This window comes from Ruminococcus sp. AF37-20, from assembly GCF_003460465.1.
In the GTDB taxonomy this organism is placed as follows: Bacteria; Bacillota; Clostridia; order Oscillospirales; family Ruminococcaceae; genus Hominimerdicola; species Hominimerdicola aceti.
This window is the reverse complement of the sequence record NZ_QTVE01000008.1, coordinates 41339-58732: the sequence shown is the minus strand read 5'-3', so window position 1 is coordinate 58732 and position 17394 is coordinate 41339. Positions and strand designations below refer to the sequence as shown.

At 46.4% G+C, this 17394-nt stretch carries 13 protein-coding genes; 3 read left to right on the top strand and 10 right to left on the bottom strand.

Features of this window, described 5'->3' with window-relative positions; all coding sequences use genetic code 11:
• Positions 1–3: 3 nt before the first annotated feature.
• Complete coding sequence (gene dprA / locus DW015_RS06920; RefSeq protein WP_117905120.1) at positions 4–891, bottom strand: DNA-processing protein DprA; 888 nt, start codon at positions 889–891, stop codon at positions 4–6.
• 177 nt (positions 892–1068) lie between these two features.
• On the opposite strand from dprA, the gene DW015_RS06915 reads away from it, so the two are divergent.
• The 3 genes from DW015_RS06915 to DW015_RS06905 all read left to right on the top strand — a co-directional run bounded on the left by DW015_RS06915 (position 1069) and on the right by DW015_RS06905 (position 5845).
• Positions 1069–3786, top strand: coding sequence for a glycoside hydrolase family 2 TIM barrel-domain containing protein (locus tag DW015_RS06915; RefSeq protein ID WP_117905119.1), 2718 nt, complete (start codon positions 1069–1071; stop codon positions 3784–3786).
• 192 nt (positions 3787–3978) lie between these two features.
• Positions 3979–4992: a M15 family metallopeptidase gene (locus DW015_RS06910; RefSeq protein ID WP_117905118.1), complete on the top strand. Its 1014-nt coding sequence runs from the start codon at positions 3979–3981 to the stop codon at positions 4990–4992.
• A 19-nt stretch (positions 4993–5011) separates the two neighbouring features.
• Positions 5012–5845 (top strand): alpha/beta hydrolase, encoded by an 834-nt coding sequence (locus tag DW015_RS06905; protein WP_022287317.1) that lies wholly within the window; start codon positions 5012–5014, stop codon positions 5843–5845.
• A 144-nt stretch (positions 5846–5989) separates the two neighbouring features.
• Here DW015_RS06905 and DW015_RS13300 read toward each other — a convergent pair whose 3' ends face one another.
• The 9 genes from DW015_RS13300 to DW015_RS13295 all read right to left on the bottom strand — a co-directional run bounded on the left by DW015_RS13300 (position 5990) and on the right by DW015_RS13295 (position 17128).
• Positions 5990–6373: a hypothetical protein gene (locus DW015_RS13300; RefSeq protein WP_147338144.1), complete on the bottom strand. Its 384-nt coding sequence runs from the start codon at positions 6371–6373 to the stop codon at positions 5990–5992.
• Positions 6374–6389: 16 nt separating this feature from the next.
• Positions 6390–7889, bottom strand: coding sequence for a UDP-glucose--hexose-1-phosphate uridylyltransferase (locus tag DW015_RS06900; RefSeq protein ID WP_117905161.1), 1500 nt, complete (start codon positions 7887–7889; stop codon positions 6390–6392).
• A gap of 86 nt (positions 7890–7975) precedes the next feature.
• Positions 7976–9028, bottom strand: coding sequence for an aldose epimerase family protein (locus tag DW015_RS06895; protein WP_147338143.1), 1053 nt, complete (start codon positions 9026–9028; stop codon positions 7976–7978).
• 31 nt (positions 9029–9059) lie between these two features.
• Positions 9060–10343, bottom strand: a complete 1284-nt coding sequence (locus DW015_RS06890; protein ID WP_117905116.1) for a galactokinase family protein — start codon at positions 10341–10343, stop codon at positions 9060–9062.
• Between the two features lie 2 nt (positions 10344–10345).
• Positions 10346–11773, bottom strand: coding sequence for a melibiose:sodium transporter MelB (gene melB, locus DW015_RS06885; RefSeq protein WP_242989595.1), 1428 nt, complete (start codon positions 11771–11773; stop codon positions 10346–10348).
• 150 nt (positions 11774–11923) lie between these two features.
• On the bottom strand, positions 11924–12910 hold the full coding sequence (locus DW015_RS06880) for a substrate-binding domain-containing protein (RefSeq protein ID WP_181979867.1): 987 nt from the start codon (positions 12908–12910) through the stop codon (positions 11924–11926).
• 10 nt (positions 12911–12920) lie between these two features.
• Complete coding sequence (locus tag DW015_RS06875) at positions 12921–13790, bottom strand: hypothetical protein (RefSeq protein ID WP_117905114.1); 870 nt, start codon at positions 13788–13790, stop codon at positions 12921–12923.
• A complete protein-coding gene (locus DW015_RS06870; RefSeq protein WP_181979866.1) occupies positions 13774–15528 on the bottom strand; it encodes a sensor histidine kinase in 1755 nt (584 codons plus the stop codon). Before DW015_RS06870 ends, DW015_RS06875 begins: the two co-directional genes overlap by 17 nt.
• Before the next feature lies 1 nt (position 15529).
• On the bottom strand, positions 15530–17128 hold the full coding sequence (locus DW015_RS13295) for a response regulator (protein WP_207659363.1): 1599 nt from the start codon (positions 17126–17128) through the stop codon (positions 15530–15532).
• Positions 17129–17394 lie beyond the last annotated feature (266 nt).

The window sequence follows — 17394 nt, the reverse complement described above, 5'->3', positions numbered from 1 at the left end:
TTTCTATATTCTTGCTTTATTAAGAAAATAGAGGATATCTTTTGGAGAATAAGCTTCTACCGCTCCGTCACGGAGAAGCGCACACTGTCCTGCATATTTTTCGCTGAAAATGTCATGAGGCGGTATAACAAAAACGTCTTTATTCTGGGATAAAGCATGATTTACAGTATTCAGCGTGCCGCTGCGTATTCCTGCTTCAACCACAAGAACGCAATGTGAAAGTGCCGAAACTATGCGGTTTCTTATACGAAAATTCTCAGGAACAGGTCTTGCCTGCGGGAAAAATTCCGATATGGCTACCCCATGTGTTGCTATCTCACGCTTGAAGCCCGTCCTGCCACGAGGATAATCATATTCTAGCCCACAGCCCATAACAGCCACCGTGCTTCCACCAGCACGCATCGCACTGCGGTGTGCGGCAGTGTCGATACCCATAGCAAATCCGCTTATGATATTTACTCCTCGCTCTGCAAGAAAGCTTGAAAACTCCTCCGCCACGGCTACAGAATAATCGCTTGGTTCTCTAGTGCCGATAATGGCAACGCTCTTTTCAATAGACAGACAGCTTACATCGCCACGGCAGAAAAGCACAGCAGGTGGACATTCTATCTGTTTCAACCGTTCAGGATAAAGAGGATCGTCAGGGGTGAGGATATATATACCCTTTTTCTCGCAGTATTCAGCCACCTGTTTCGCCTGAAAGAACGTACAGCAGGCTATCTTTTCAGCCTCCTGCTGGGTAACATATCCACAGCGCAGTGACAATAGATCATCGCACATTTCTTCTACACTGTCATAATATGACATAACGTCCCACAAACGCTTGTCCGCAGGTCCGAACGCAACATCGAGCCACAGCCACAACAGCTTTCTGTCTGTATTTTCAAGCATTTTTCCTGCACCTCCAGTTGGCAGATTTCTTTTAATCTTATTGTATCATATTTTATTGTTAAAAACAACAAAATTTTATAGCATTTTGGTTAAATCAAAGGATTACTGTTGAAAAGGGTAAGGGCATATGCTATAATGATAATATTGAAAATTTGAACTTGAAAGGATCGTTGCTTAATGATAAACAAGCTTGACCTCAGCGGCGAGTGGCTGCTGTGTCTTGACAAGGAATGTAAGGGTACTGACCTTGTTTTTGATGATACAATAAACCTACCAAACACCACTTCCAACGCTAAAAAAGGCGAATACAATACTGAGAGAGAAACTGGCTTTCTTACAGACACATATAAATTTGAGGGCTTTGCATGGTTCAGAAAAAACGTTGACTTCTCTGCTCTGCAATGTGAAAATCTTAAACTTTATCTTGAAAGAACAAGAATAACTGAACTTTATATAGACGGCAAAAAGATAGGCAGGCAGGAGAGCCTTTGCACTCCGCACATCTATGACCTGAACGAGTATATCGGTACTGGCGTGCATGAAATGACTATCTGCGTTTCAAATGTTGGCTACAAGACCAAGGGCGGACACCTTACTTCACCTGACACTCAGACCAACTGGAACGGAATCACAGGACGCATCGAGCTTATAGGCTACAAAAACGCCCACGCTGAAAATGTTATGCTTTGGTGCGATATCCACAGCAAGACAGTCAGGGTGACAGCCAACATAACAGGCGGAAAAAGTGGAAAAGCTGTTATAAGTGCTGAGAGCTTCAACAGCGAAAAGAACCATACACCTGCTGTGCAGAGCTTTGAGTACACAAACGGCAAGCTTGACGCTTTGTACAAAATGGGCGATGATTGCCTGCTTTGGAGCGAACATGAGCCAAATCTCTACAAGCTGAAAATAGACATTGACGGTGACGTGATCGAGCATATCATCGGTATGCGTGAGTTCAGGACTGAGGGCGGAAAGTTCACCATAAACGGAAAAAAAACTTTCCTCAGAGGAAAACATGACGGCATGATATTCCCTAAGACCGCTTTTGCACCTACCGACCTTGAAGAATGGCTGAGGGTAATGAAGATATCAAAGTCATACGGCATGAACCACTATCGTTATCACACCTGCTGTCCCCCTGAGTCTGCGTTTATCGCTGCGGATATGCTTGGAATTTATATGGAGCCACAGCTTCCTTTCTGGGGAACTATCACAGAAGAGGGCGAGGAAAACCACAATCAGGAGGAGCAGGATTTCCTCGTTGAAGAGGGCTTCAATATGCTGAAATTCTTCGGCAATCACCCTTCCTACTGCATGATGTCAATGGGCAACGAGCTTTGGGGCTCAAAGAAGATACTTAACGATATCATAGGCGGCTACAAGAAATTTGACAACAGACACCTTTATACACAAGGTTCAAACAATTTCCAGTGGTTTCCTAACGTTATAGAAAATGACGATTTCTTTGTTGGCGTAAGACTTGCAAACGACAGGCTTATAAGAGGCTCATACGCAATGTGTGACGCTCCACTTGGTCATATTCAGACTGACAAGCCTGCGGCAAATCACGATTATGACAGCATTATAAGACCTAAGAAGCAGGCAAACTCCACGGAAATTTCAGAGGACGGCACTGTTCAGATACAGTACGGCACGACCATGAAAACTGTCAAGGCAAGCGAAGCTGACGCAGATTTTATCCCTGAAGTGCCTATCGTTACTCACGAAATAGGTCAGTATGAAACTTATCCCAACTTCAAGGAGATAGAAAAATACACAGGTTCGCTTAAAGCAAGAAACTTTGAGGTATTCAGAGAAAGACTTGAAGAAAAGGGTCTTCTTCCGCTGGCTGAGGACTATTTCAAATGCTCAGGCAAGCTTGCGGTGCAGTGCTATAAAGAAGAAATGGAGGCTGTTTTCCGTTCAAGACTTCTCGGCGGTTTCCAGATACTCGATATTCAGGATTTCAGCGGTCAGGGTACTGCCCTTGTGGGTGTACTTGACGCATTCATGGACAGCAAGGGACTTATCACAGACAGCGAGTGGAGAGAGTTCTGCAATGACGCTGTTGTTATGGCACGTTTTGACAGCTATGTTCTTGAAGCTGGCAGCAGTTTCAAGGCGCACACAGAGCTTTGCAATTACAGACCTGACCTTAAAGACGGCAAGCTTATCTGCACTCTCACTCTTAAAAACGGTGATGTCATTGGCAAGGTCGAAAAGAATTTTGTTGCAGAAGGCAACTACACTGACATTTGCGATGCAGAGTTTACTTTCCCACAGGTCACAAAGAATACAAAGGCTGTGCTTGCACTTGAAATAGAGGGTACTGACATACACAATCACTATGACCTTTGGGTGATACCGACAGTTGAAAAGACAGATATAAGCGGCGCATACATTTTCAACGAAGTAAATGATGAAGCTGAAAGTCTGCTGAAACAGGGCAAGACAGTGCTTATCGTCCCTGACCTTTCAAGGCTTGAAAATTCTATTGAGGGCTTCTACTGTCAGGACTTCTGGTGCTATCATATGTTCTGTATCATCTCACAGATGATGAAAAAACCTGACCCTGTTGGCACAATGGGACTTCTTATCGACACCGACCACCCTGCTCTTGCAGGCTTTGCAGGGGAAAAATACTCAACGCCACAGTGGTGGGAGATAGTCCAGAACTCACGCTCGGTTATTCTTGACGACTTTAAGGGCGAGAAAAATGTTATCGTGAGAACTATTGACAACTTTGACCGCAACCACGATCTTTCACTTCTCTACGAGTATGAAAAGGACGGCGGCAAGGTGGTAGTTTGCTCATGCGATTTTGATAAGCTTTCCAAGTCACCTGAGGGACGTGCGTTCATAAAGTCTGTTGTTGACTATGTAAGAAACTAACAAAATATTTATTGCTAAGGGCTGTACTGTTTTGCGGTACAGCCCTTATTATGTTTGTGCTTGTTGCATAAAACGCTCGCAAAACATTTGTCTGATATAACAAAAGTGCCGACACTACAGTGGCATATGGTTCACTTATTACGAAAAATGTGTTATAATTTAGGTGTATGTTATACAGGAAGGTGATGTTAAGTGCCAAAAGTAAAACGTTATAAATACAAGAATATTGCAGCGGCTCTTGCCATACTGCTTTTGATCATTCTGGGAATATCTACATCGTGCAGTTCAAAGGCTGACAGCCCTAAGAAAATTTCCGACAGCTCGTCAAACTCCTCTGCGGTCAAGGCTGACAGCAGCAGTAAAAAAGCTGCGAAAAAGCTTACGGGCAATTATATGTATGTTACCGCAAAAAACAAAACTGATATGGTAAATGGAGATCTTATTCTCGTTAATGGCGACCACTCCTTCACCGGTACAGTGAATAACACAGACACAGTTTATTCCTATTTGTTTGACAAGAACGGAAGTCAAATAATGTCCACCAGCAGCACTCAACTGACGGCTAAAAAAGAGACTTTTGAAGCCTTTAGCAAAATGGGCAATGATTTTTATGCTGACAAAAAGATATCAACACTTATGATAAACACAGCTATGCCTGCGGAAGATGATGAAGACAGTTCATCAGCCTGCTACGAGCATGACACCGGACTTGCCTTTGACCTGCATCTTTATGACGCAAGCACAGGCGCATATCCTGAGTTCACAGGCGAGGGAGATTATAGTTGGATATCTGAAAACTGCTGGAAATACGGACTTATCCTCAGATACCCAGAGGACAAAGCTGACATCACAGGTGTAAGCCCTATGGCTTATCATTTCAGATATGTTGGGATACCACACGCTGAGATAATGACAGCAAACAAGCTTTGCCTTGAAGAATACATAGATTTTGTCAAGGACTATACATTTGAAAAGCCGCTCACATTCACGGCTTTTGATGACACTGAGTATTCAGTTTACTACGTTGCCGCAGACAAGGGCAGCACCACGAACGTGCCTGTACCACTTGACGACAGCAACAATGAGCGTCCTAACACTATCTCAGGCAACAACGTTGACGGTTATATCGTCTGCGTGAATATGACAGAAAATGCTGCACCTGCTGACTCGTCCTCTCAGACAGACCAGCAGGCGGCTACAGAATAATTTTTTCGGAGGAAATAAAATGCTTAAAGAAACAGTAGAAATAAAAGTAGATTATGAAAAGGCTGGCGTTTCAAGCGAAGGCTGCGCACCTGTGCTTGATTGCTATTACAACACACTCACTGAGGAAATAGGCAGAAAGAAGCACAAGGCAATTATAATCTGCCCGGGCGGAGGATATGATTGGTGTTCTGAGCGTGAAGCTGAGCCTGTTGCATTCAGATTTTTGGGTGCAGGCATATGTGCATTTGTGCTGAGATACTCATGCGTCAAGAAAAAATTTCCTACTGACGCTTTGGAATGTGCAGCGGCTGTCAAGTATGTTAGAGATAATGCTGAGAAATTTGACATTGACCCTGACAAGATAATAGTATGCGGTTTTTCAGCAGGCGGACACCTTGCGGCAACAATGGCAAACTTCTGGAACAGCGAGCTGCTCACAAAGCCTCTTGGCTGCAACCCTGAGGACATCAAGGTAAACGGCTCTATCTTGGGCTATCCTGTTATCACATCCGACCCTGAATACACTCATGAAGGCTCAATACTCAATATTATTGGCGAGGAAAAATCATCGGAGCTCAGAGAACTTGTTTCAATGGAGAAGAGAGTATCGGAGAACACTCCTCCTACATTCATCTGGCACTGTGCTGATGATGGCTGTGTAAGGGTTGAGAACACACTTTGGTATATGTGCAGTCTTTCAAAGTATCACATTCCATTTGAGAGCCACATTTATGAATACGGTGGACATGGACTTGCATTGTGCGACGAAACCACTGCCACATGGGAAGGCCACTATCAGCCGGTGGCGGCTCATTGGGCAGAGGCGGCTATTGATTGGGTACATAGGCTATAAAAATATGTTGCGTGTGGCAACATAATTAAGCTAAAAAATGACTCACATCAATTTGATAGATACTCATATAGACATTTTCAAAGAGCTAATATGAATGACCTATATAGTGAACTATAAACAGGACAGGTAGATACCTCAATTGAGTTATCTACCTGTTTTTATTATCATAATTTTGGATAATAAGATAAATTTATATAAATCCTTTTCCCATGCTGACTGGATCACACTATCTGGGCATCTTCGTACGGATACAGCGATGATATCTACATCCCATTTTCCACAGAAACACAGGAACTTGAGGAAAGAATGTGCTGAAAAAAGTCGAACAGGAAGCCGCCGACAAACTGGATGCTGCTCTGTTTGAGCAGAACCCGGCATAAGAAAAATACCTGGAATTCCAACAACGGGATTCCAGGTATTTTTTTCGGAAATGGAAGAAGATTTTATAGAGGTTTTGAAGAAGGGTATCACTTTTTCACTTGGTGGGGTGGTGAGGAAAGTGATGTAGTTTTCACAACCATCTTCCATTTTGATACGTTTTCAATTATTCTTCCAACAACGATTTCATAAATCGCACGAAGGCTGCTTTGCCTGTCTCATTTCTACGGAATACACCAGCATCTAACAAAACCTGCTCGAACACCTTCCCCACTTCTGCGTGTAAGATATACCATGCATTTTCCACTGAAAATTCCGGATGCTGTTTCAAAATGGAAACAGCCCAGTCAGCATGTGATGCGGTCAGCGGATTCGCCGTCAAATCTGCACCAGAAAGCATCGCCGTTCTCACAGCATCCAGTTCCACTGCAAGACGTGATGGCAGCACTGCAAGCCCCATGACCTCGATCAGGCCGATGTTTTCATTTTTGATGTGGTACAATGACGGATTGGGGTGAAATAGTCCCAGCGGACGTTCTTCCGTAGTGCGATTGTTTCGCAGAACCAGATCACACTCATAGGTACTGCCATGCATTCTGGCGATCGGTGTAATGGTATTGTGCGGCACACCATCAGTGGATGCCAATATCTGCACACTTGCATCGCTGTAGGTACGCCACTTTTCCAGAATCTTGCTGCAAGCCGCGGCGAGCATGCTCCGGTTTGATGCCTGCAGCCGTATCACAGACATGGGCCATTTTACAATACCCACCTGCACATCCGGAAACTGAGGAAGCACATAGTATTTTTCAATCGGTGCCTTTGCCATGGCAAAGGAATAGTTGCCGCCCTGAAAATGCTCATGACTGAGAATCGAACCGCCCACAATGGGCAGATCTGCATTCGAGCCAATGAAATAGTGGGGCAAAATATCCAGCACATCAAACAGTTTCTCAAACACTGCCGCATCGATCTTCATTGCTGTATGCTTTTTGTTGAACACAATGCAGTGTTCGTGGTAATACCCATAGGGTGAGTATTGCAGCTGCCACGGTTCTCCCTGAATTTGCAGCGAAACCGGACGCAGATTCTGCCTTGCCGGTTGTTTCAAGTTGCCGGCAAACCCTGCATTTTCCGGACACAGCTGGCACTTGGGATATGCAGATGCCTTGGCAGATTTTGCTGCGGCAATGTCCCTGGGATCTTTCTCCGGCTTGGAACGGTTGATCGTAATGTCCAGCATGCCGTATTCGGAAGCATATGTCCACTTCAAATCCTTTGCAATTCTGCCCCGACGCACATAATTCAGGTTCTGGCTAAACGCATAGTACCAGCTCGTTGCTGCTTCCGGCGATACAGCGTAGTGCTTCCGAAAAGATGCCATCACCTCTCCGGGCATAGGTGTCAACACGCCCATAAGCCTGGTATCGAACAAATCCCGTGAGGCACTGGTATCCGGAATGAGATGCTGTGCACAGGCATAGTCGATCAGTGGCTGCAAAATCGCATCAATCTCTGTTTTCGAAGATGCATCTCCGCTGGTCTGCCAATCGTTCAGCTGAAAAATCTCCATGTACTGATTCTGTACCACATAACGATCTTCCGGTTGGATCAAATCGTTTTGTAATCCGTAATCCATCAGCTTTTGAATTTCATCGCAAATCATCTGTCTCACTCCTCGTATCCATTTGGGTGGTGCGTATGCCAATTCCATGCACTGGCAATGATCTCCTCCAGACTAAAATACGCATATTATGCTTCTCCTTTCAGTGAAAAATGGAACTGTGTTTCCTGCCGGTACGGGGTATTTGCACGCAAAATTGGCGAGGGAAAATTAGGATGATTGATGGCGTCCGGAAAATTCTGCGTTTCCAGGCAAAAGGCACCTCGTTTTCCGTAAGCGCAACCGTCTTTTCCCAGATCCGCCGGAGTTTCTACGAAATTGGCAGTATACACATGAATGGCGGGCTGCGTTGTTTTGCAGGTAAGCCGGATTCCGCTCTCTGTGCTGTATGCCTCCGCCTGAATCGGTGAATCGGAACGAACGGCAAAACTATGATCTAATCCGGCTGCGTTCTGAATCTGCACGCAATCCTCCTGAAATGCTGCCGGAATCGGCTTGTATGCGCGAAAGTCAAAGGGCGTTCCTGCAACCGGTGCGATTTCTCCTGACGGAATAGAAGTCTGGTCAATTGGAATGTAGGAATCCGCAAAAAGTTTCAGCATATGATGCGCCAGTGTTCCACTTTGGTGTCCGTCCAAATTGAAATAGCTGTGGTTGGTCAGGTTGCAGATCGTATCTTTATCACAAACTGCCTCATAAGCAATGGTCAGAGTATTGGTATTGTCAAAGGTATAGGTAACAGTCACCTGCAAATTTCCCGGATAATGTTCCTCACCGTCCGGACTCTCTGTGGTGAAAGCAACGCTGTTCCCGCCGCATTCTGCCTGCCAGATACGCCGGCTTAAGCTGCGGTAACCGCCGTGCAAATGGTGTTTTCCATCGTTGCAATTCAGCTGTATCTCCTGACCATTCAGGACGAACCGTCCGTGACAGATACGGTTGCAGCACCTTCCAACAGTTTCGCCAAAATATTCTCCGCCGGTTTCATAGCCTTTCACATGGGCATAACCCAGCACCACGTCCCGCGGCAGCTTCTGCCGATCCGGCACCAGCAGAGAAACGATCGACGCACCATAATCACAAAGTGTCACGCTTGCACCGGAGGCATTCTCAATGCGGTAGAAATGTGCCATCTGCCCACTGGAAGTTGGTTCAAATTCTGAAATCTGTACTTGTTTCATGCGATACACACCCCCATTTCTCAACAAATCCTCAAGCAAACTGCATGCCGCCAATGTTCCGGATCTGGAGGATCTGGCAGCTGCCCGCCCCGAACAATTGATCCATTTTTTTGCAGTAATCTTTCGCCATATGTACCGGCACAAATGCCTGAATAGTTCCGGCAAATCCTCCGCCGTGCACTCTGGAAACGCCTGCATCTCCGAGAATCTGCTTGCTCGCCCAGAGCCCCAGCGTAATACCCTGCTCTGCCGGTTTGCTGCAGGAGTAGAGATTCTGGAGCCATTTCGCAGAGGAATCTCCGGATTCTTTCACCAGTTTCAGAAACCGTGGAAAATCATTGCTGGACAGTGCCTTTGCCTCCTCGGCTGCACGCCGGTTATCCCCGTAGAAATGGGCAGCACGCAAAATAGCACGGTCGGAACAGGCAGTTCGCAATTTCGGAAGTGCCTGCAGGAACTTTTCCTCGTCCACTTCCCGCAGATGATTTTTTCCGAATTGTGCAGCCACCAGATTCATCTCCGCCGGAATAGAAACGTAATCATCTGTTAAATCTGCATGGCTGCCCTTGGTATCTGTGATACAAAGCATATAGCCGGCATCTTCAAACTGACAGGACAGCTTTTCGATTTTCGGGTTGTCCGTGTCCTCAAAATCAATGAACACAAATCCACCTACAGAGCTTACCATCTGATCCATCAGCCCGCTCTTTTTTCCGAAGTACCGATTTTCCGCATACTGTCCGATTTTGGCAATCTCTACTGCTCCGGCAGCACCTGCATGATAGTGCTGGTCGATGATAGTGCCGATGAGTACCTCAAAGGCAGCCGAAGATGAGAGCCCACTGCCACTCAGGACATTGGAAGTGGTGTAAGCATCAAAGCCGCCTACAGCAACGCCAATTTCCTGAAATCTGGAAACCACACCGCGAATCAGTGCAGCGGACTTTCCCTTTTCCTCCGGATGTACCGTGAGGTCACACAAATCCACATAATCCTGCGGATACCCGGCAGATTGCAGCCGAATCACATGCTCGTCGTGAAATGCCACAATGGCAATGACGTCCAGATCAACAGAGGCAGCCAGAACACAGCCATGCTGGTGATCGGTATGGTTTCCGCCGATCTCGGTTCTGCCAGGTGCAGAAAATACGGCGATCTCCTCCCACTCAGGATACAGGCAAGAAAAGTTCTCTGCCGCCTGCAAATAGCGTGCTCGCTGTGCAGCAAGTACGGCATCGGAGCTGCCGTAGAGTTTGCAAAGCTTTTCATCATATTTTCCTGCGGTCAGGTCTGCCTGAAATTGTTTCAGTTTCATGGTCATGATTCCTCCTCTGTCGTCTTTTCGGATGTCAATTCAGTCTTTGGACTAGAAATGGCGGAAACCACCTTTTTCATATACGCATCGTTCAGCTTATACTTCCTGCGGTATACCACATATGCCAGCAGCATTCCCACAGCCGGAATGACACACATCAGCACACGAATAGAGTTCTGAGTTGCGAGGGACTGGATCTGATTCGGTACATATCCAGTCAGGTCCAGTGCAAAGCCAATGGACAGAGAAGTAAATGCAGCGGTCAGCTTCACGATCAGTGTCTGGAGGGAGAATACGACACCCTCATTCCTTATGCCCAGCTTATATTCGCCGTAGTCCACCACGTCTGCCAGAAAGACTGTCGCACAGCCCAGTTCCAGACCAGTACCAGTCTTGACGATAACGCCTGCAATGACAGTGAGCACAATGTTCTGCGGTGCAAAAATACCGGTGAGCAGTAGGATCAGCAGCCCGATTGCCGGAAGAATACATGCCATCAGGAATGCTTTCTTTCTGGAGAGCATCTTGGTGACCTTCGGGAAAATAATCAGACCAACCACTTCTGCGATGGAGGCACTGATCATAAATGCAGAGAGCATGCTGCTGTTGTTGCAGACATAAGCAAAATAATAAGTTGCAACACCCATAATGAGCTGGATTCCCACGTTGTACAGGAGGATCAGAGCCACTGCCCAGCGAAGCTGGTCATTTCTCTTGATGATGGAGAAGATGTCCTTGAAAGAAACCTTTTCTGCCTTTTTGCCCACCTGCTTTTTCGGCAGATTGATGACGGTAACTGCAATGGTAAAGATAAAGGTTGCGGCAATGATCAATGCAAAACGATGATATCCTGTATAACCGCCTCCCAGTCCCTTGATGATCTGTACGCCAAATCCGGCGATGATCAGGGACTGACCGATGCTGGCAAAAATACGGGGCAGTACAGAAACCTTTTCTCTCTCGTGAGGGTCTGAAGTCAGATTCGGAACGATAGACCAATATGGAATATCCATAATAGTATAGGTCATGCCCCAGAGGACATAGGCAACGGCAGCAAATACGCAAAGTCCGATGCCGCTCAGATGGAAGTCGGTGAACAAAATGATAAAAACAAATGCGTTGATCAGTGTTCCGACCGTCAGCCACGGGATAAACTTTCCGAAACGGCTTCTGGTGTTGTCCACCAGCATTCCCATAAACAGGTCGTTGAAGGCGTCCCAGATTTTTGCGGAAAAGAACATGATGCCGATAAATGCCGGTGCGACCTTAATGATGTCGGTAAAATAGATCATGGAGAACGTTGCGATCATGCCATAGATCATATCCTTGCCCAATGCACCAAATGCAAATGTATACTTGACTTTCCCCGGAACTTTCCCGGGATACATGACGTTTCCGCCGCCGGCGGGTTGTGTGCTGTTTTTTAACATAAGAAAAACCTCCTTGAATCGGAACCTATTTTCGTTCGGGTTCCTGTTTTGTTGACATCTATATCATAGCACAGGACATTTCCAAAAGGAATACATTATTCTGTGCAAAAGATACAAATTCCAACACGATTCAAGAAGGTTTGCTTTATTTTATTTCGTATAAGGGGATTGCGGAAGATAGCAGACTTTTTCTTTCGGCATTTCTGCTCCGGCATCGAAATATCCCTGAATGATTGCAAAAATAGTTTTTGCCTGTTCCGGAACATTCAGATCTACCGTCCCGTAAATCGCCCCGGCATCAATGGCATCCTGCATGTCCTGAATCCCATTGATGCCAATGATGACTGGCAGCGGCAGCTTCTGCTTTGCATAAAAATCTGCGACACCCAATGCCATGCTGTCATTGCTGCAAATCACCGCCTCGACTTCAGTTGTCTCCTCTGCGGAGAGGTTCTGCATCTCCCGCAGTGCAGAGGTTCTCGCCCAGTCCGCGGAGATCACATGGAGCTGATTCAGAGGAAGTGCAGCAGAAGCCGTTTGCAGAAACGCATCAGTACGGTTGATGACATCGGTATGTGCCTGTTCTCCCTCTACCAGAATATAGTCCAGCATGCCGTTCCGGTTCTTGTCCATCTCACAGGTATTCCAAGCCTGAATCAGCATTTCTCCCTGCATATTTCCGGCTTCTTTCGCCTCTGTGCCGACGTACCATACATTGTCCTGCTCCTCCAGATCCGCTTTCGCCGGTTCACGGTTGAACAGAATCACCGGCACATCCTGTTCCTGTGCATCCTCCAGTATCCCCACGACATTAGTGGGCGAAACCGGATTCCAGAGGATCACATCATACTCCTGCTGCAAAATTTCGTAAAGCTGTGTGTTCTGTGTTAACGCACTGCCGGAGGCATCAAAAACATCGTAGATGATCTCCCTTCCGTCGATGGTCTTATCTTTCAACTGACTGCGAATAGCATCTGTCAATGTCTGAATATAGGGGTCTTCCAGATCATATACCGCAATTCCCACTTTCAAAAAACGGTCAGTGTGCTGCTTTTGAAAGTGGACAAATCCGCCCACCGTAGCAGCAGCCAGAAGTCCAACGCCTACCGCAGAGAAAATAAGGTTCTTCTTTTTCATGGCACTTCTCCTATTCAAACAGCAGTGCGTCCTGTTGGGCATCGAACAGATTTTCCTTTGTGACCTCACGCAGTTCTGGCGGAGAAAACGGCACATTTTTCCCCTGCATACGCTTTGTCAGATAGGCGATTGCCTGATACCCAAACCCATAATCATTCTCTGTCACGATCATGTCCACCGCACCGCTTGTCAGTAATGTATAATCCGGCTGTTCGGGGCAGATCTGAATGACTGCCGCCGCATGGGAAAAAGCTTTGGTGTCGTCTGTTTCTCCGCAGACCAGCAGTGTTTTAGAGCCGTTTTCAAAACTGGTATCCCGATCATATACCGCATCATTTTGTTTCAGACACTGCTCCACAGACTCCGCAATTCGCACACTCTTTGCCTGCGTGGTATCTGCGGCAATTTCGAACGCACCCTGTGCTGCCTCTTGGATTTGCGGGGATAGGATCTCGGAGATCTGCTCCATGCCATCGCTATAAGCACCGTGGAAAAATGCAGGTGCATAGGTGACAGAGAAAACAGGGAGCTTGCATTGCTCCAGTGTTTCGGCATAGAACTTTTCGCTTCCGGTGTAGTATTGTTCCGGACAGAACAGCAGAACACCGTCACAGCCCTGCTTTTTTTGTGCAGACAGCAATTCCGCCCATGCGTTTTCCGAAAGCTCCGGAGTGTGTATGATACGAAGTGACACCGCACAATCCTCTGCACCGTCATAGATGCCCTCCTGAAACGCACAGAAATCGGACACTGCATCTTCCGACAAAATCACGGCGATCTGTTTTTTTCTTGTTTGAAAGAACTGCTGTTCAAGAAACAACAGCAGTACCAGCAGAATCCCTCCGGCAAAGAACCAGAGCACCTTATTTTTCAATTTCATCTTCCTGCCTCCTCATGGGAAAATAGATGCGTGCCGTAGTTCCCTCATCCGGTGCACTGATTATCTGTACGCCATATGCCTCACCGAAATACAGCTTGATTCGGTCATTGACATTTTTCACACCAATTCCGGAGCCACGCTTGCTGGACACCACATCGCCCTGCATCATCTTCTGCACCTGTGCTTCGGTCATACCCTCGCCGTTGTCGATCACATCGATGTGCACCAGTTCGTTTACCGCATAGATCTTCAGTTGGATCTCTCCGTCTTCATACATGCCCTCCATGCCGTGATAGACTGCATTTTCCAACAGTGGCTGGATCACCAGCTTGGGACACAGGCAGTCCGCCAGTTTTTCGTCCCAATCCACCGTAAATGTAAACTTATCCTGAAACCGCACATTTTGAATGGAAAGATAGCTGACGGCGTGTTCCAGTTCCTTTTTCAGCGTGATAATGTCCTTTCCCTGACTCAAAGAGATGCGGAAAAACTTTGCCAGCATGGACACCATTTTTCCGGCGCCCTCATACTTTTTGCTCTGTATCATCCAGATAATAGAATCCAGCGTGTTATACAAAAAGTGGGGATTGATCTGAGATTGCAGAAGCTTTCGCTCAGTAATCTGTTTTTCCCGTTCCTCTTTCCGCACTCGTTCCATCAGCTGATTCGTCTTTTCTGCCATGTCATTAAAGCCGTCGGAAAGTCCTCTGATTTCTCCGCAGCTCTCTGCTTTTGCACGAACCTGCAATTCCCCATGTCCAAACCGTTTCATGGTTTCGGAGAGCCGCAAAACCGGTGCGATCATCAGACGCTGAATCAAAAAGTCCAATATCACAGAAACCACCGCCATCAGCAGAACAATGACTGCGATTCCGGTTCTGAGCTGCGTGTTGTTTTGCAGTTCTTCCGTCAAAGAAGCAGCAGAGATCAGTTTCCAGCCGGTATATCCTATGGTTTGCTGCTGGAGCAGCCACTCCTTTTTGTCCTGCAAAACCACCTGATTTTTCGGTGCATGCTGCGTCCATTCGGTTCGCACACCGCTCTCCAGTCGTTTCTCAAAGGGATAGCAGATCAGATGCTCTTCGTTGTCCATCAGATAAAAATAATCCGTCTGTGATGCCGGATAGATGTTCAGCTCTGCCTCCATGTTGTCCATGCAGACATCAAACCGCAAAATTCCAGAACGGCTCTTTCCACCGTCCCGAAGCTCCACATAGCGGGAAACGGTCATGGCTTTTTGAAATCCTGCTGCTGTCTGGATATAATGAGGCACATCAAATGCGACGGTGTCAATTTTAGTTTCTGCTGCCTGAAACCATGTAGCATCGTCCACCGATTCTGTATCATAATTCTCTGCATTCTGCCAGAGCAGTGCCCCGTCAATATCATAAATGGCGGCATACAAAATCTTGTTTTCATGAAGCTGGCAGAAATCCGACAAAGTCTGTTCCGTCAAAAGTGCCTGCAGGTCAGCGCTCTTGATGATCTGATAGTAGGCAGTATTGGCAAGCTCAATGGTGTCGTCCACATCTTCCTCAATGCTGAAACTCATACGCCGCAGCTGCTGGGTATTTTTCTCCTGCAAAAAAGCGGTGATCTGTGCCTTGGTATACTCTGAATAAAGGGAGATGATCAGTGCAGTGAACAGACTGACGGTCAGGAAAAACAGGGCAGTAAAAATCAGACGAATGCTCTTTCCGTCAATCTTCCGGTGCAGCCATTGCAATATCTTTTTCATGCTAGTTCCCCGTTGCCAGTTCTTTTCGGAATTTTGCCGGCGACATGCCCATGTTTTTCTTAAAGACATAGCTGAAATAATTGGGTTCCGGATAGCCGACCATTTCTCCGATCACTCTGCTTTTTTCGTCCGTTGTCTTCAGCAGGCGAACTGCCTCGTCCACTCGCTTCTTCGTGAGGAACGCAAGAAAGCTCATGCCAGTTTCCTTGCGAAAGATGTTGGAAAAGTGAGACGTACTGACATGCAGATAGGCACACACCTCGTCCACGGACAACTCCGCATTGCCGTAATGCTGCTGGACATATTCCATGGCCTTTTGTGCAAGGATGCTGTTCCGATCCACCTTCCTCTGGTGAATCGCATAAATGATATAGTCGCAGTAATTCAGCAGCCATGCGTTCAGCTGCTCTCCCGTTTCCAGGGACAGGACCTTCATGGTCATACGCTTGGCATCGGCGAATATTTCGTCGTCCATCATGTGATACTGGCGAAAAATGCCGGAAATGGAAAAGATGATCTCCAGAATCGCTGACTGGTAAGCATTGAAATTATAGTGGCTCTCTTCCAGTTGTGTCACCAGCTTTTCCACTTCTTTCTGCACTTTTTCCTGATCTTCCAGCTTGATCGCAATTTCCAGTTCCTCTGTGGATATAGAGGTGTACACGTGGTTTTCGTACAATTCCACATCCTGATAAGAGGTCACAGACTCTTCTGCGGACACCACGCTGTATTCCAACGCCTCCATTGCCTGTGAAAACGAAGCCGGCAACTCTTCCAGCTTTTCACAGATGCTGCCGATGCCGCAGGAAAATGCCACTTGGTTATAGTGCTTGGAAATATGAGAGGCTTCGTTCAGTGCTTTCTGAATCCGTATCATTTCCGACGGTGCAGAGAGCAGCAACAGATAAATGATCTTGTCCAGATAACGAAATGTCCGAAAGGGACAGACCTGCTGCAGCATCTCATTGACGGATTCTGCCACGGAAAACTGCGACAGATAATCATCGCTTTCCTCCGTGATCTTCATAATGACCACACAAAAATGATTGGCATCCAGCGAAACCGACAGATTTTTTTGCTGCCGCTGCATCTGTTCTGGGGTAAGTGAGCCTCTGACCAGCTGTATTAGAAACTGCTCCTGCAACAATGGCAGGCTCTTTTGATAAATTTCCGCAAAACGCTCCTGATTTTGACGCTGTTCCAACTCCGTTTCTAATTCTCTGTGGATTTTTTTCAGCAGGTTTTGCATTTCCTGAAAGTCGATGGGTTTCAGCACATATTCCGATACCCCATACCGAATGGCAAGCTGTGCATATTCAAAATCGTCCCAGTCGGAAAAAAGGACAATTTTGATATGCATCATGTTCTCATGCAGGATTCTCGCCACTTCCAATCCGTCCAGAAACGGCATTTTAATGTCGCTGATTACCAAATCAGGACGAAGCGTTTCCGTCTGTTCCAGAAGCTCATTTCCGTTCAGTGCTGTTGCAATGACACGAAACCCCAGTGTTTCCCACTCCACAGAATCCCGAATTCCTTCTAAAATCTGTGGCTCATCATCCGCCAATATTACTGTAAAACACAAGATATTTTCCTCCATTCTCCGCCAATGCAGCTGATTATCAGTATGATTATAGCACATTTTTTCAGAATTGACAATGGAAAATAGAAAAAGAAAATCGGATCAACATATTTGAGAAAAATCACATCACTTCCCTCACCATGGTTTTGTCAATATCACTTGACACATTTTATTTGTATGTGTCAAGTTTCATTATACAGGATTAATTACCTTTACAGCCAAACATCTTGCAGAGATCCAAGAGATTTTAAAACAGAAACCTAAGAGCCTCAAGTAATATTATA

What these genes read in the sequence shown, in the direction of transcription:
- melB (WP_242989595.1), bottom strand. Translation starts at nt 11,773, where the DNA reads ATGTTAAAAAACAGCACACAACCCGCCGGCGGCGGAAACGTCATGTAT.
- dprA (WP_117905120.1), bottom strand. Translation starts at nt 891, where the DNA reads ATGCTTGAAAATACAGACAGAAAGCTGTTGTGGCTGTGGCTCGATGTT.
- DW015_RS06905 (WP_022287317.1), top strand. Translation starts at nt 5,012, where the DNA reads ATGCTTAAAGAAACAGTAGAAATAAAAGTAGATTATGAAAAGGCTGGC.
- DW015_RS06880 (WP_181979867.1), bottom strand. Translation starts at nt 12,910, where the DNA reads ATGAAAAAGAAGAACCTTATTTTCTCTGCGGTAGGCGTTGGACTTCTG.
- DW015_RS06915 (WP_117905119.1), top strand. Translation starts at nt 1,069, where the DNA reads ATGATAAACAAGCTTGACCTCAGCGGCGAGTGGCTGCTGTGTCTTGAC.
- DW015_RS06890 (WP_117905116.1), bottom strand. Translation starts at nt 10,343, where the DNA reads ATGAAACTGAAACAATTTCAGGCAGACCTGACCGCAGGAAAATATGAT.
- DW015_RS13300 (WP_147338144.1), bottom strand. Translation starts at nt 6,373, where the DNA reads ATGGAAGATGGTTGTGAAAACTACATCACTTTCCTCACCACCCCACCA.
- DW015_RS06895 (WP_147338143.1), bottom strand. Translation starts at nt 9,028, where the DNA reads ATGAAACAAGTACAGATTTCAGAATTTGAACCAACTTCCAGTGGGCAG.
- DW015_RS06900 (WP_117905161.1), bottom strand. Translation starts at nt 7,889, where the DNA reads ATGATTTGCGATGAAATTCAAAAGCTGATGGATTACGGATTACAAAAC.
- DW015_RS13295 (WP_207659363.1), bottom strand. Translation starts at nt 17,128, where the DNA reads ATGGAGGAAAATATCTTGTGTTTTACAGTAATATTGGCGGATGATGAG.
- DW015_RS06870 (WP_181979866.1), bottom strand. Translation starts at nt 15,528, where the DNA reads ATGAAAAAGATATTGCAATGGCTGCACCGGAAGATTGACGGAAAGAGC.
- DW015_RS06875 (WP_117905114.1), bottom strand. Translation starts at nt 13,790, where the DNA reads ATGAAATTGAAAAATAAGGTGCTCTGGTTCTTTGCCGGAGGGATTCTG.